Below are 13342 nucleotides of genomic sequence, written 5' to 3'. Positions count from 1 at the left end.
CCGCTCCCGATCGCGACAAGATCGACAACTGCCGGCGGCACCGGACCGCCTCCGCGCACAGCGTCGTCCGCCCGACCGCGACGAGCCCGCCCGGGGCGACCCCCGGGTCCCTTCCGCGCACAGGACGGGCCCGGGCTCGGGCCCCACCGGACCCCACGGGCACCGCACCGACGAGTTCCGTCGCCCACTCCGGGCCCCGCCTGCCGACCCGGCCCACGGCCGGGCGTTTCCGATACACCGTCAGCTGCAAGGGAGACCTTCATGCACACGATCGATCTCGTCTACGTCGGGCGGGGCCCCCACGAGGAACTGGTCGCCTACATCGCCGACCAGCAGGGCTTCTACGCCGACGAGGGCGTCCACGTCTCGCTGCGGGACGGCTGCACCTGGGACGCGCAGCAGCTGCGCCGCTGCGCGGTCATCGGGCTCGGCCGGACCGTTCTGTCGCGACTGAATGACGGCATCCCCTGGGTCGCGCTCCACGTCAACACCGCCAGCCCGCTGTTCTGGTTCCTCGCCCGCCCCGGCCTGACCTCCCTGGCCGACCTGGCCGGCCAACGGCTGGCGGTCACCCCTCCCCACACCGGCCCCGGTGTGTTCACCCGCATCGTGCTGCGCCAGGCCGGGCTCGACGTGGACCGCGACGTTCGGACCGTCGTCCGCTGGCCCGGCGACTACGCCATGGATCTGCGCCGTCTGCGGGCCGGTGAGATCGACGCCGCGATGGTCGGCGACACCATGGCACCGGAGGCGCTGGCCGCCGAGTACGGCTGGAACGTCCTGGCCTACGTGGGAGACCACTTCCGGATTCCCACCGTGGGCGTGGCCGTCGACCCCACCTCCATCGACCCGGACAGCCCGGCGGTCCAGGCCGTCGTACGAGCCCACCGGCGCGCCCTGCAGGTGATCCAGAAGGACCCCGACACCACGCTCCGGTATCTGGGGAACTTCCTCGGGCGTCACACGGGGGATGAAATCCGGGCACATTACGAGAAGTTCATCGCGCCGCATTTCAGCCCCGACGGCCACACCGACCTCGCCGCCGCCCAGGCCGGGCTCACCGCTGTCGCGGCCGAACTGGGCGTCTCCGCCACCTTCACCGCCGCCGAGTTCTACACCACCGCGACCGCCGGCTCGCACTGATCCTCTCCGTATGAGGCGGCGGCGGACGTTCTGTCCTGTACGGCCGGCCCGGTCTTCTGCGCCGGGCCGGCCCGCCGCGATGAGCGCCCCTGGCGTGTGCAGGCGCCGGTGCGCTGATATCGATCGGACACGGTCGGACCGAAGGGTGCCGGTCGGGCCGCCCTCAGGTGTGGACACGGCGGTGGTCGGCTCCACCGACCGCGCACCGGATCAGCCGTCGTCGGCAGGCTCGATCCGATCCCCCATCGCATCAGTGGTCACCCAGCGGACAGACGGATCCGATCGACCGACCCGTCAAAGAAATCAGCCCCTGGGCCCGCTACTCGACTCCGAGGCCCCGGCCCGGCCACCCGCCCTGCTCGACCGCTCCGCCCGCGACCACCGGGTCCAGCTCCCTTGGTTCTTGCTCTGGCCGCCATCGGCTGGTCGCGCGTTGCCCTGCGTGACCACACGACGGCCCAGACGATCGCGGGCGCCGCCCTGGGCGCGACAGCGGCGGCAGTGGCGTTCGGTCTCCTTCGGTGAACCAGCCGCCCGGGCGCCTCCACCCACCTCTCACGAGACCTCGGAACGGCTTCACGAGCAGCTGATTCGCGCGGTGTGCCGTGACAGCGATGCGGTGGCTCGCGCGAAATCCTCCGGCGTATCGACTGCCATGCCGTTGCCCGTAACGGAGAGCATCAGGGCTGTGCAGCCGTGACCGACGAACGCAGCGTTCCGCTCCCTCGGGACGTTCTGGACGCGTCGTCATACACCTGGCTGGCGGACGCAATCAAGGCGGCAGCTCCAGAGCATCCCTGGTGGTGGCAACTCCTGATGGCCTGACCGGGCAATGACGGAAGCATTAGAGCGAGGCAGCCGAGCCGGCGTGGCAGACCATTCTGGGTAGGAGATCTGACGTGCGGGAGCTCACCCCGCCCCCGTTCTACCGTCGCACCTGAATCAGCGCGTGAGTTCCGCTCGTACGCCAGGCAGCCCTGGACCGTTCGAGGCCGTCCAGCGTTCCCTTCTCCAGGCCGACGATGACGTCGGACTTCAGGGTCCGGAGCGCTGCGACGGCCCCCGGGAAGTATGCGGTGAGATCAGTGAAGGGCACCGTGGCGTCCCACAGCTGGTCGCCCACCAGGCGACGGTAGTTGAGGTCGCCCATCAGGATGGTGAGCGTGGCGCTCTCGAACTCGCCTCGAAGGTCCTCGGGCATCCCCTCGTACGGCAGCGGAGCGCAGAAGAACGGGTGGGTGCGGACCTCCAGGCTTCCTGCCGCCATGGCCTTCCACAGTCGGCCGCCGATCCGGCCGGCTTCGCCGGGCGCCTCGGTGAGGCGACGGAGGCAGTCGACGACGTCAGCCGTCATCGCGTCGGAGACGTAGTAGGGGTAGGGCTTGACATGAAGCACAACCCGTTCGGCGTGCCGCTATTCGAGGAGGTGATCGATGAGGATCAGATCCGGAATGAGCTCTCGTCCTGCGTTGTCCGCCACCACGGCGACGGTGGAGGACGCTCCGGCGGGCAGGAGCTGCCACAGCACGGCGCTGTCGTCGACGACCAGCGTGGAGGCAGCGGCGTCACCGATCGCCGGCTCCCCCGCCGAGACGCGGAAGCCGAGGTCCGCGCGGTTGCCCCAGAGCGAGGCGTGGAGCAGGGCCGTGGCCCGCTCGTCGGCCGGCGCGTCGGCAAGCGCGTCGAGGGCCCGCAGCTCCTCTTCCACCGCTTCGCCTCGCAGTTCGGCCTGTTTGAACGGCGCGAACGGATCAACTCCCTGCCATGGGCCGGTCCCGAAGTACTCGACGGCGGCGAGGAGCCTGCGGTAGAAGTAGCTCTCCGCCCACAGGAACGGGGCGTCGTACCACGAGCGCCCGAAGTGCTCCTGCCCCCAGTACGCCCAGCGCACGTGGTCGTGTTCCGCTGGGGCAAGCGGTTCGACGACGCCGTTGGTGATCTCGTCCCGCAGGGTGTCGAGGGCCTCGTGCTGCCGGCGACCGTACGGGAAGGCGTCGCGCACCTGCTGAATGAGGGCAGGGTGGCGCTTGGCCAGCACACCCCAGGCGAACGAGCCGGGCTCGTTGCTCAGGATGACCGGAGCACCCACTGGCCCGGGGTCGCAAACTGCCTCTTCGCCCGAAGCGCGGGTGGTCTTCTTTGTCATGGTGTCCAAGCCCTTCGCATTTCACTCACGTGTCCATGATCCCAGGGCCATGACGCTGGCGGTGCTGCCTATCAGCACTTCGCCCGTCGGGGGTCCGAAGGCACGCCTGAAAAAGGCTGGTGACGCGGGCGGTGCTGCAGCGGAGTTTGAGCAGGAGGCGCCAGCCTGGCCTGTTCGCCGACGGCGCGGATGCGGGCGTGAGCGACAGTGACGGCTTGCTGGCTGGCGGCGAGGTTGCGGTGCTTGCCGCGGAAGGGCACCCGCACCGTGCCGCCGGCGCCCTGGTAGCCCTTATCTGCCCAGCAGGGGAGGTCTCGTCGGCCAGGACGTCGATGATGCCGTGGGTGCGGGCTGCATTGATGGCCACCTGATCCCGTTAGGCTCCCTGAGACCGGCGTCGTCCCGCACGACGAGCATTTCGATCTTCCCTTTTCACGGTGGTGTGGCGCAGGACACGGGAACGAGGTCGTGTCGGCGGAGAGTTTATGAGTGTGAGGCATACAGAACCCAGTGAGTCGTTGCGAGCGCGCGTGCGGGCGGGGGACCGTGCGGCGTTCGCTGACCTGTACGACCAGAACGCTCGCGCTGTCTACAGACATGCCCTGAGGCTGACCGGTAACTGGTCGGAGGCCGAGGAAGTCGTCTCCGAGACCTTCCTCGGCGCCTGGCGTACCCGGGAGGCGTTGGATCCAGAGGGTGGTTCCCTCACACCGTGGCTGCTGGGCATCGCATCGCATAAGGCGCATAACGTCAACCGCGGTCTTCGCCGGCGGCTCGCCTTCCTGGCGGGCGGCCCGGAGCCCCGGCCGGTGGAGGACTTCGCGGACGAGACGGCCGGCCGGATCGACGATGCCCGCCACCTCGAGTTGGTCCATGACGCCCTGCGTCGGCTGAGCCGCCCGGACCGTGAGGTCGTCGCTCTGTGCGTGGGTGCCGGGCTGGACTACCAGCAGGCCGCCGAAGCGCTGGGCGTTCCGGTCGGCACTGTGAGGTCGCGGCTCTCCCGTGCCCGGGCGCGTCTGGCCCGCGACAGCTCCGGCCCGGTGTCTCGCAAGAACCGGGAACCGCGGGGCCGTCGCGGAGAGAAAGAGAGTGAAGCCGCAATCGCGGCACTGTTCCTGCAGGAGGAAACCCGATGAACGCCGACAACTCGCGCGCCGGCTTTGCCCGGAGTGGGGCAGAAGAACTGCTCGCTGCTCCGGTCGACTGGGACCTCTCGCCGAGCCGCCACCTTCACCACAAGGACATTCTGATGCAGCAGATCGATCACGATCACAGCTCCGCCGGCGAGACGTCGCTCGCTCCCTCCCGCCGCCGGCTGCCGCGCCTGGCCTTGATGGTGCCCGCCACGTCACTGGCCCTGGCCGGTGCTCTGGTAGTCACATTTTCCGGCAGCGGCCACAGCTCCGCCCCGGCGGCGAAGTCCGCTGTCTCCTCACCGGCGCGGGTTACCAACGCATCCGTCACCCTGGGCCGGATTGCCGACGCGGCCATGAAGACGGACGCGACGCCGGTCCAGGAAAACCAGTTCGTATATGTCCGGCGCCTGGTGCGCGAGAACAAGGGCACTTTCGGCGGCCCGGTGGTGCTCGGTGCGGCGCACAAGGACGAACGGTGGCTGGCTCAGAAGCCCGGCCTGGTGACCACGACCGGCTGGCTCCGCTCGAGCGGGAAGGACGCCATGATGCCTGGTCAGCTGGGCCCTATGACCACCGCATCTCCCGTGCGGCCCGGTGTGTGGTATCCCACCTACGCGTGGCTTGCCTCGCTGCCTACCGACCCCGACGCCCTGCTCAAGCTGCTCTACACCCAGACCAGGGTGGAGAAGGGGGATTCGAAGGACGAGGCCGTCTTCGTGACTGTCGGTGACTTGCTCTTTAACGCGATCATGCCGCCCGCGACAGCCTCCGCGCTGTACAAGGCTGCCGCGAAGATCCCTGGCATCACCTGGATCCCTGACGCCGCCGACGCGGCCGGACGCCACGGCATCGGCATCACCCGCAGGGACGCCGGCTCTGCCACCCGGTCCGTGTTGATCTTCAACAAGGACACTCTCGCCTACACAGGCTCGCAGTCGTACTTCATCAGCCACGCGGCCAACGCCAGCGGTACTACGGGTGACGTGCTGTTCGGCATCGACGCCGTGATCGAACGCGGGGTTGTCGACCGGCATGACGAGGTACCCGCGAAGACCGCCAGCTGACTCCGGCCTATTGACGGGGACGGGCTGAACCGGGGGTCCTGCTGCCCGACCAGGCAGCAGGACCCCCGGAGTAGGGGTCGCCACGGAACCCCATGGCTTGATTGAAGCGAATGATGGGGATGTCGTCGTCCGCTTCCGCACGTACCGCTTGGGTGATGGCCCGTCTGGCCCGTCTGGCCCGTCATCCCGATGAGCGTGGCTACGCCATGGCCCATCTGGACGGCGAGTGCCGGGGCCGCGGATTGACCAGAGCCCTGGCGCAGGCCTTCGGCTCGTGGAGCTCCGGTCGTGCTGTCCGCACCGCGCCTGGCCGCCGTCGTTGCCGCTCGGGGGCCGGAACCGACCTACGTCGGACGACGGCCAGGGGCTGGTCCTCGAGGAGCTCACCCAGCAGGTTTGGGACTGGCCGGCCCGCACAGTGCGGGCCGGCCGCATTTCACAGCTGCGAGGCAGGTTCATAGACGACAGTGGTGCCAGGCCCTCCTCGGCGAGGCCGAGGAGGGCCTGGCGCTCGTTCTCGTCGACGGCCAGGTCCCAGCGCAGCTTCGTGCCTACCCACGTCGCGCCATACGTGCAGTGGTAGGACCCGTTCGTGGGCATCCAGTCGGCCGGGTCCTTGGCGGACTTGGACCGGTTGGAGGCGGCCGAGACCGCGATCAGCGTGTCCGGGCTGCCCTGGTCGTTCGCGTACGCCTCGCGCCGCTCGGCACTCCACGGCGTCTGCTCGGAGTCGAAGACCTCGGCCAGCGGCACGAAGTGGTCGACGTCGAGCCGCGCCGCGTCCGTCACCACCAGGCCGTCGTACGCGCTGCGCCACAAGCCGCACAACAGTTTGCAGCTGGCCGCGACGACGGGTGAGTCGACAGCCTCCGCGAGGCTAACCTCCTTGCGGGTGTCACAGCCGTCCGAGGAGATCACCCCGCGGTTCCAGTGCTTGTACAGCGTCAGCTGGTAGCCCCCGCGGTGTTCCTCGGCGACCGGGAGCCGGTCGATCGCGTCGAACGGTTGACTGTCAGCCGGGTGGCGGTCCCGTGCTATCGGTCACAGAATGGAAATAATGAGCAATCCACTCCATCGCTTGGAGCCTATTGTGTCGCGTAAACCACCGACGAATCTGACGGCGAGCGTGCAGCCTGGTGTAGTGACTGTCGAATGGGAAGTGGATGACTTCTTCGGCGACCCTGAATCTCCCGATAGAGTAATCGTGGAACTTGGGATGGGTGGGCCAAGTAAGCACCTCGGCGGAGACGAGCGCTCCGTGGACCTTACTGCCGATGAGCTAGAGCCATATGCCGGCAGTCAGCTGGCCGTAAACGTTGGATTTCAATGGGATGATGGAGTGCCCGAGTGGGGCTCGATCGGCATCACGCTTCCGAGGCAAGGTGACGGGCAGCTATTTGTTCCCAGACTTCCTGTGACTGCGACTGGCGGTCCCAAGTCCCTCGCCGTCTCAGGGTATTCCAACCACGTCGCGATCCTTACGTGGACGAACCCAATCCACTACGACAAAATTCTCGTCCGGTGGGGAATTATCGGTGGAGGTTCCATTCAATTCGAACGAGGCGGAACCGAGAGTGCAGATTGCGGACTGATCTTCCCTGCTCGCACCTACATGTTCCAGGTTAAAGGCGGCGTGGCCAAAACGCTTGGGGGCTACAATTACTCAGATTGGTCGACGATCGAGTGGGTCTCGCCTGCCGGGCCAGACCCGGTGCCCGCGACAGGCGTGTTTGCTAAAGGAGCGTCTATAAGTGCCGTGTCGCGTAGGCCGGATTATCTTCAACTGTTTGGCACAGGGAAAGATCGCCGCGTTCACACATCTTGGTGGCACGACGGTGAAGCCTGGGCAGCAACGACTACGGACTGGAGATGGCCATCTATCGGAGGCGTTTTCCCGGATGGCGCGCCAGTGAGTGTGGTTTCCCGGAATCCAGATCATCTCGATCTGTTCATCACCGGCAACGACGGGATCGTTTACACCTCGTGGTGGGACATCACTGGCGGATGGTCCGGACGCGAGGGTTGGGCGCCGATTGGTGGGGTTTTCCCGGCTGGTGCGCCGGTGAGTGTGGTTTCCCGGAACCCTGACCATCTCGATCTGTTCATCACCGGCAACGACGGGATCGTTTACACCTCGTGGTGGGACATCACTGGCGGATGGTCCGGACGCGAGGGTTGGGCGCCGATTGGTGGGGTTTTCCCGGCTGGTGCGCCGGTGAGTGTGGTTTCCCGGAACCCTGACCATCTCGATCTGTTCATCACCGGCAGGGACGGTGTTGTTTACACCTCGTGGTGGGACGCTGCTGGCGGCGGGTGGTCTGGGTATCAGGGTTGGGCGCCGATTGGTGGGGTTTTCCCGGCTGGTGCGCCGGTGAGTGTGGTTTCCCGGAACCCTGACCATCTCGATCTGTTCATCACCGGCAGGGACGGTGTTGTTTACACCTCGTGGTGGGACATCACTGGCGGATGGTCCGGACGCGAGGGTTGGGCGCCGATTGGTGGGGTTTTCCCGGCTGGTGCGCCGGTGAGTGTGGTTTCCCGGAACCCTGACCATCTCGATCTGTTCATCACCGGCAGGGACGGTGTTGTTTACACCTCGTGGTGGGACGCTGCTGGCGGCGGGTGGTCTGGGTATCAGGGTTGGGCGCCGATTGGTGGGGTTTTCCCGGCTGGTGCGCCGGTGAGTGTGGTTTCCCGGAACCCTGACCATCTCGATCTGTTCATCACCGGCAACAACGGGATCGTTTACACCTCGTGGTGGCACGTCGCCGGCGAATGGTCCGGACTCCACAACACCTGGATAGCACTCGGCGGTTGACGCGCTGCCCGGAGCGGCAGTGACGCAGAGCCTGACTGCTGCTTCGCGGGAAATGGTGCAGACGGGCCCGCAGCAGCACTCAAGGCCGCCTGCGCTGATCCAGCACAGCGCGGGAGGGCGCAACATCGAGGTTAGCTAAGCCTTGATCCACCGACGTGGTTTGGGGAGTGATCTTGTGACCGGTTTCGAGCCGGTTTCAGGTCGGCGCTCGGGTATGGGCAGGTTGTAGTCGCTGGTCTGCCCAGCTTTTCCACGGGTTCGGTTCCGGTTGGGCCCTGGCGGCGGGCGGGTCGGGTAGGGGCTGTTCGCGTCAGCCGGGTGGGCCGTGAACGGTGTGGAAGAGGTGTGTCCAGGCGTGCTGCCAGGGCCAGTTGTGTGGCAGGTGCAGGGTGATGCGGCGGGCGGAGCGGGCGATCCGGGCCGGAACGTGGACCAGGTGGGTGCGGATCGTGGCGGTGGTGGCTTTGGCGTGGAAGGCGGAGGTCAGGGAGCCAGTGGCCCGCAGCAGGTTGTAGGTCATCGCCCACAGGGTGAGCCAGGCGGCGTTGGCGTGGAAGTGCCCGGAAGGCAGGTGGGCCAGGGCGCCGGCTTTGGTGTCCGCGATGACCTGCTCGATCACGGCGTGGTGGCGGTGTTCCCGCTCGGCCTGCAGGGTTGCGGCGGGCTGGTCGGTGAAGAAGGGGTGGTAGCGCCAGACGGGGAACAACTCGCCCTGTTCACCCACGACGGCGGGTTTGGCGAGGTCACGGACCCGGCGCACGATCAGCCGGGCGGTGATCTGCTCGCTCTTTTTGCGGCTCGCGAAGGCGGTGTATTGGGGTATCTCGGCGACTTCGGCGTCCGAGATGAGTTCACCGGTGGCGGGGTCGGGCACCGCGGTCGGGTAACTGATGTGCTGCCATTCCTCGTCGGGGATGCTGTGGACGGCTCGTTTGATGGAGGGGTTCATGCTGGTGGTGAGCGAGAAGTGGGCTCCGGCCCGGTGGCAGGCGGCGATCACACCGGCGTTGTAGAACTGCGAGTCGGCCCGCAGGATTCGGGTCCCGGTGCAGCCGGCCTCGCGGGCGGTGGCCAGGGCCTCGCTCACGAATTTCGGGGCGCCGCGGGAGTCTGCTGCTTTGCCGCGTCGCATCCGCACGCCGGCGATCACCGGCCTCGATTGCGGGGTGCAGACCGTGGCGAGCAGCGGGTGCAGGGTGCGGATGCCCTTGAACCGGCCGTACTCGGCGCCCTGTTTCGCCCGCCCGTAGACGCGTTTGTGGGTGGAGTCGACATCGATGAACGCCATCTCGTCCGAGCCCGGCAACAAGGGGGTGTGCGCGGCCAGTGCGGCCAGGAACCGGCGGTGGACAGCGTGGAGTTGGAGGGCGTGACCGTGGGTGAACGAGCGAAGGAAGGTGCCCAGCGTGGACGGGGCACGGGCACCTGCGAACACGGCCGGCATCGCGCCGTGCCGCAGGACGTGAAGGTCGTCGATGCTGTCCGCACCCGCGGCCATGCCGCCCACAATGCTGGTGACCTTGGCATCCGCCGCAGCCCCAGCCCCGTTCTTCGCGCCGGTCAGCTTCACCTTCTCGGCCACCAACCGCGACAGCCCGCACCGCTCGGCCAGCCGCAGCACCGGCAGCAGCCCGGCATACGCGATCAGGTTCGGGTCATCGAACGCAGCGGAGACCGCTGCCGGAGTATGGGAAACTTGCATCTACGAGGTGCCTTGCTGATTGTGCGTGCTGGAAGCGTCAGAACTCCCATCATCGCAGGTCAGCAGGCACCTCTTCTTGATTGCTCATCCACAGCAAGCGAGCCACTCGGTGGATCGAGGCTTAGACAAGAGATCAAGGTCCCGGAACTACCGAAGGCCTCCGCCTGGCAGGACACGGGCAGATGGGACCGGTCTGACACAGGGATCTGTGTCCCAGAAGGGCGGCAGGCCTCCACCTCGCACGACCACCCCTTGCCAACTCGCGCTCGGGGTTGCCGCGGACCTATTAGAGGACGTTCTGAGCCAGAATGTCCGGCTCGATGAAGTGAGCGGCCAGCCATCGTGATGGGTCACGGGTCCGGTTGATAGGCGTCCCCATACCCGCGGTCGTGTCCACCGGGGCGGTCTCCGCCTGCCTCCAGCAGCCAGCTGATCAGCCCTGCGATGGTCACCGCGACGATCGGCATTTCGCCGACCAGCCCGAAGGTGTCCCAGCCAGCGGCATAGCAGCGGCCGAGCCGATCAGCATGCAGGTCTATCACCACATGCGGAGCCGTCGCACTACCGATGCCGTCATCAGCGATGACGAAGCGCACCCGTTCGTCAGGTCGTCGGGATAGTCAGTAGCGATCTGCGCTGCCTCTGCGGCGCCCAGCAGTCGCGGGCCAGCGGGAGTCAGACTGGTCACCGGATGGACATGCCACGGGAAGTCTGCCCCTTTGAACAACCACAGGCCACCGCAGTTCCGGGAGAGCTCGATCAGATCCGTCGGGACCACGGGACCGGCCTCCGCCTGCAGCCCTCCGCCCGGCGGCAGGACACGGCAATCAGGCCGACTCGCAACCGCCGCCAGCATCTCACCGAGATCTCCGCCCATCTGCGCCACAGCCTCATCTTCACAGATAGTCAGCAGACAGGAGTCTACGGACCGTCTTGCCGATTCAACTCCGGGCTTGGGTCAGGTGGGTCGGTGGCGCGGAGTGACGGGGCTGCTCGGCCGGTGCTGGATGAATACGCCGGGTTCGGGCTCGGCGAGGACGCCGATGTTGACCAGGCGCTTGAGCTTGTGCCGGGTGCTCTCGATGTTCTTCGGCGTGACGGCGAGATCGAGGCATTCGCAAAGGTCGCGGGCACGCATCGGCCCGGCGGCATCTGCGAAGGTGTCGAGGATCTGCTGGTAGGCCGGGTGGGCCGGCAGGACGGGCGGCGATTCGGCCGGCTCTCGGGCAGTCCGCGGGAAAGGGAGGGAGAGGAGCGTCTTGCGGGTCACCGCCAGGTTCCCGAGCTCCTCGTCGAGTTCACGCAGGCGCGCGCCGAGCTCGTCGATCTGCGTGCGGAGCTGTTCCGCGGCGTCACCGAGCTCGCGTTCGCGTGCGTCGATCCGCTCCAGGAGGGGCGTGACCTGGGCGTCCACGTGGTCACCCGCGCCAGGTGGGCGTGGTCTGGCCGGTGAGCCGGCGAGCTATCACGTCGATCATGGCCCAGTGCACCCTGGATTCGGAGGTCTTCGGCCTGCCCTCGTAGTCCCGTACGAGCCGCCGGAACAGCATGAGGGTGCCGAGTGTCTGCTCTACGATCCACCTCTTGGCCTGCGGGACGAAGCCGGTGCCCTTGTCCGTGGGGTTGCGTTCGACGATCTCGACGTCGATGCCGACCGTGGTGCCGTGCTCGACGACGGTCTTCTTGAAGCCCTGGTCCACCGGGGCCTTCTTGATGGTGCCGATGGGGGCGACCTGGCCGAGCAGCGCGATGCCGAAGGCGTTGTCGTGGGCGCTGGCGGCCAGCACGGTGACGGCGATGACCAGGCCGAGGACATCGACGGCCAGTCCACGCTTGCGGCCGGGGACCTTCTTGGCCGCGTCCTTCCCGGTCGTGGCCGCGGGCACGTTCACCGCGGCGTGGAAGCTCTGGGTGTCGATCACGATCAGGCTCGGATCCTCTGATCGCCCGGCCTTCTCGCGGACCTGCCAGCGGAGCAGGTCGTTGATCTTCACGTCCGTGCCGTCATCGCGCCAGGCTGCGAAATAGTAGTAGACGGCCGACTTGGGCGGCAGGTCGTGCGGGAGATAGTCCCACTGGCAGCCGGTCCTGCCCTGGTAAAGGATCGCGACGAAGATCCTCGGCACGATCATCGAGCTGTGTTCGGACCACGCCGTCGCGACGCAGGAGGAGTTCGTTCCCGGCTTCGGCCACGGTGAGGCCCCGCAGTCGCGCTCCGAGCCGGTCTCGGCCCGCAGGAGACCGGCCGGACCGGTGTCGGGACAGCCGCTGCTGGTTGAGCACGCCCAGGAGGAGGCTGACGATTAGTCAGGGAAATCAGCAATCGGTCAGCGTACGTCCTGATTCAGTTGAGTACACCTGCCCGCACGCGCGGATCGACACCTCCGCTCGAACCCAGGCTTGACCAGCAGAGACACGCGCTACACAGGGCTGACGACCGAGCGCCGACTTGACACCGCGAAGAACGCCATGAACGCGAAGATGCCCAGGGCATGGCCGCGCGGACCCCAGCGGCGCGCGTACACCCCGGCACAGACGACGGCGAGGAAGGCGAGGTCACGTGCGAGCGGATGGCCGTGCAGCGCCGTCGCCAGCGCCAGCACCGGAAATCCGACGACGGGCAGCAGCGAGGTGGTGAGCGCCTGATCCCTGACCTCGGCGTCGGTGACCGTGAAGAGGGCGAGAAGTGCGGCGAGGCCGCCGGCCACGGCCGCGGGGAGCGAGTGGCCGACGAGGCCCGAGAAGGTCACGGCAAGGCCGATACCGACGACGGCCCGGGCCGCATGGCGCAGCCGCAGCCGCCCGGGGTCCGGAGCCATCCACATCCGCTTCAGCACCGCTTACGACTCCCCGCTCTGTCCCGGCACGAAAAAGGCGCCGCGGAATTCCGCAGCGCCATCGACTGGGCTCCATCAGAGCATCCGAACACCATCTGGCTCAAGCGATGCCATTTTTGCTGTGCCATTGGCACAGCACATTGACCATTCAGCTTGCCAGATGGGCGCCAATGGACCACGCAGGCGGGGTCTCCGCCCACAACCTCCCGAGACGGAGGAACCGCTCCCCGGCGCCCCTCCCCCTGGCAAAAACCACGCAACGTGACCGGTGACACTCTGCGATTCCCGTCGCGGCCGGCCCTCGGCCACTTCCGTCGACACACCACCCACACACCTCACACATCACAGGCATCCCCGTCGGCACGCCTGACATTCGAAGGCCGACAGGCAGGACCCGGCGACGATTCCGCCGGTTGTCAACACGGCGTCAGAACGGCGGCAGTCCACGAATACCGCCAACTGAAGGCGCGTACACAACGAATTCCGAAGGAAA

At 67.2% G+C, this 13342-nt stretch carries 7 protein-coding genes and 5 pseudogenes; 4 read left to right on the top strand and 8 right to left on the bottom strand.

All coding sequences use genetic code 11. The features are described 5' to 3' along the window. Positions 1-261: 261 nt before the first annotated feature. Positions 262-1143, top strand: a complete 882-nt coding sequence (locus tag OG878_RS34520; protein WP_328890402.1) for an ABC transporter substrate-binding protein — start codon at positions 262-264, stop codon at positions 1141-1143. Between the two features lie 925 nt (positions 1144-2068). On the opposite strand, the pseudogene OG878_RS34515 reads toward OG878_RS34520, so the two are convergent. Beyond that, a pseudogene (locus tag OG878_RS34515) lies at positions 2069-3289 on the bottom strand (damage-control phosphatase ARMT1 family protein). A 25-nt stretch (positions 3290-3314) separates the two neighbouring features. Further along, positions 3315-3650: pseudogene (locus tag OG878_RS34510) on the bottom strand (hypothetical protein); the annotation flags it as partial. Positions 3651-3774: 124 nt separating this feature from the next. Here OG878_RS34510 and OG878_RS34505 point away from each other — a divergent pair. Then, positions 3775-4428, top strand: coding sequence for an RNA polymerase sigma factor (locus OG878_RS34505; protein ID WP_328890401.1), 654 nt, complete (start codon positions 3775-3777; stop codon positions 4426-4428). Next, a complete protein-coding gene (locus OG878_RS34500) occupies positions 4425-5492 on the top strand; it encodes a CU044_5270 family protein (protein WP_328890400.1) in 1068 nt (355 codons plus the stop codon). Before OG878_RS34505 ends, OG878_RS34500 begins: the two co-directional genes overlap by 4 nt. Before the next feature lie 555 nt (positions 5493-6047). On the opposite strand, the pseudogene OG878_RS34495 reads toward OG878_RS34500, so the two are convergent. Then, a pseudogene (locus tag OG878_RS34495) lies at positions 6048-6281 on the bottom strand (HNH endonuclease); the annotation flags it as partial. Between the two features lie 268 nt (positions 6282-6549). Here OG878_RS34495 and OG878_RS34490 point away from each other — a divergent pair. Further along, positions 6550-8310, top strand: a complete 1761-nt coding sequence (locus OG878_RS34490) for a hypothetical protein (RefSeq protein ID WP_328890399.1) — start codon at positions 6550-6552, stop codon at positions 8308-8310. A gap of 310 nt (positions 8311-8620) precedes the next feature. Here OG878_RS34490 and OG878_RS34485 read toward each other — a convergent pair whose 3' ends face one another. The 5 genes and pseudogenes from OG878_RS34485 to OG878_RS34465 all read right to left on the bottom strand — a co-directional run. Then, the gene (locus tag OG878_RS34485; RefSeq protein ID WP_328885304.1) at positions 8621-10012 is read right to left on the bottom strand and encodes an IS1380 family transposase; all 1392 of its coding nucleotides are present in this window, start codon (positions 10010-10012) and stop codon (positions 8621-8623) included. 350 nt (positions 10013-10362) lie between these two features. Beyond that, complete coding sequence (locus OG878_RS34480) at positions 10363-10608, bottom strand: hypothetical protein (protein WP_328890398.1); 246 nt, start codon at positions 10606-10608, stop codon at positions 10363-10365. 362 nt (positions 10609-10970) lie between these two features. Then, positions 10971-11426: a hypothetical protein gene (locus tag OG878_RS34475; protein WP_328890397.1), complete on the bottom strand. Its 456-nt coding sequence runs from the start codon at positions 11424-11426 to the stop codon at positions 10971-10973. Between the two features lie 4 nt (positions 11427-11430). Then, positions 11431-12174 (bottom strand): annotated as a pseudogene (locus OG878_RS34470) (IS5 family transposase); the annotation flags it as partial. A gap of 294 nt (positions 12175-12468) precedes the next feature. Further along, a pseudogene (locus OG878_RS34465) lies at positions 12469-12849 on the bottom strand (FUSC family protein); the annotation flags it as partial. Positions 12850-13342 lie beyond the last annotated feature (493 nt).

The sequence above is a fragment of the Streptomyces sp. NBC_00316 genome (genome assembly GCF_036158715.1).
Taxonomy (GTDB): domain Bacteria; phylum Actinomycetota; class Actinomycetes; order Streptomycetales; family Streptomycetaceae; genus Streptomyces.
The sequence above is the reverse complement of the archived record's forward strand: the minus strand, read 5'-3'. Positions and strand labels throughout refer to the sequence as shown.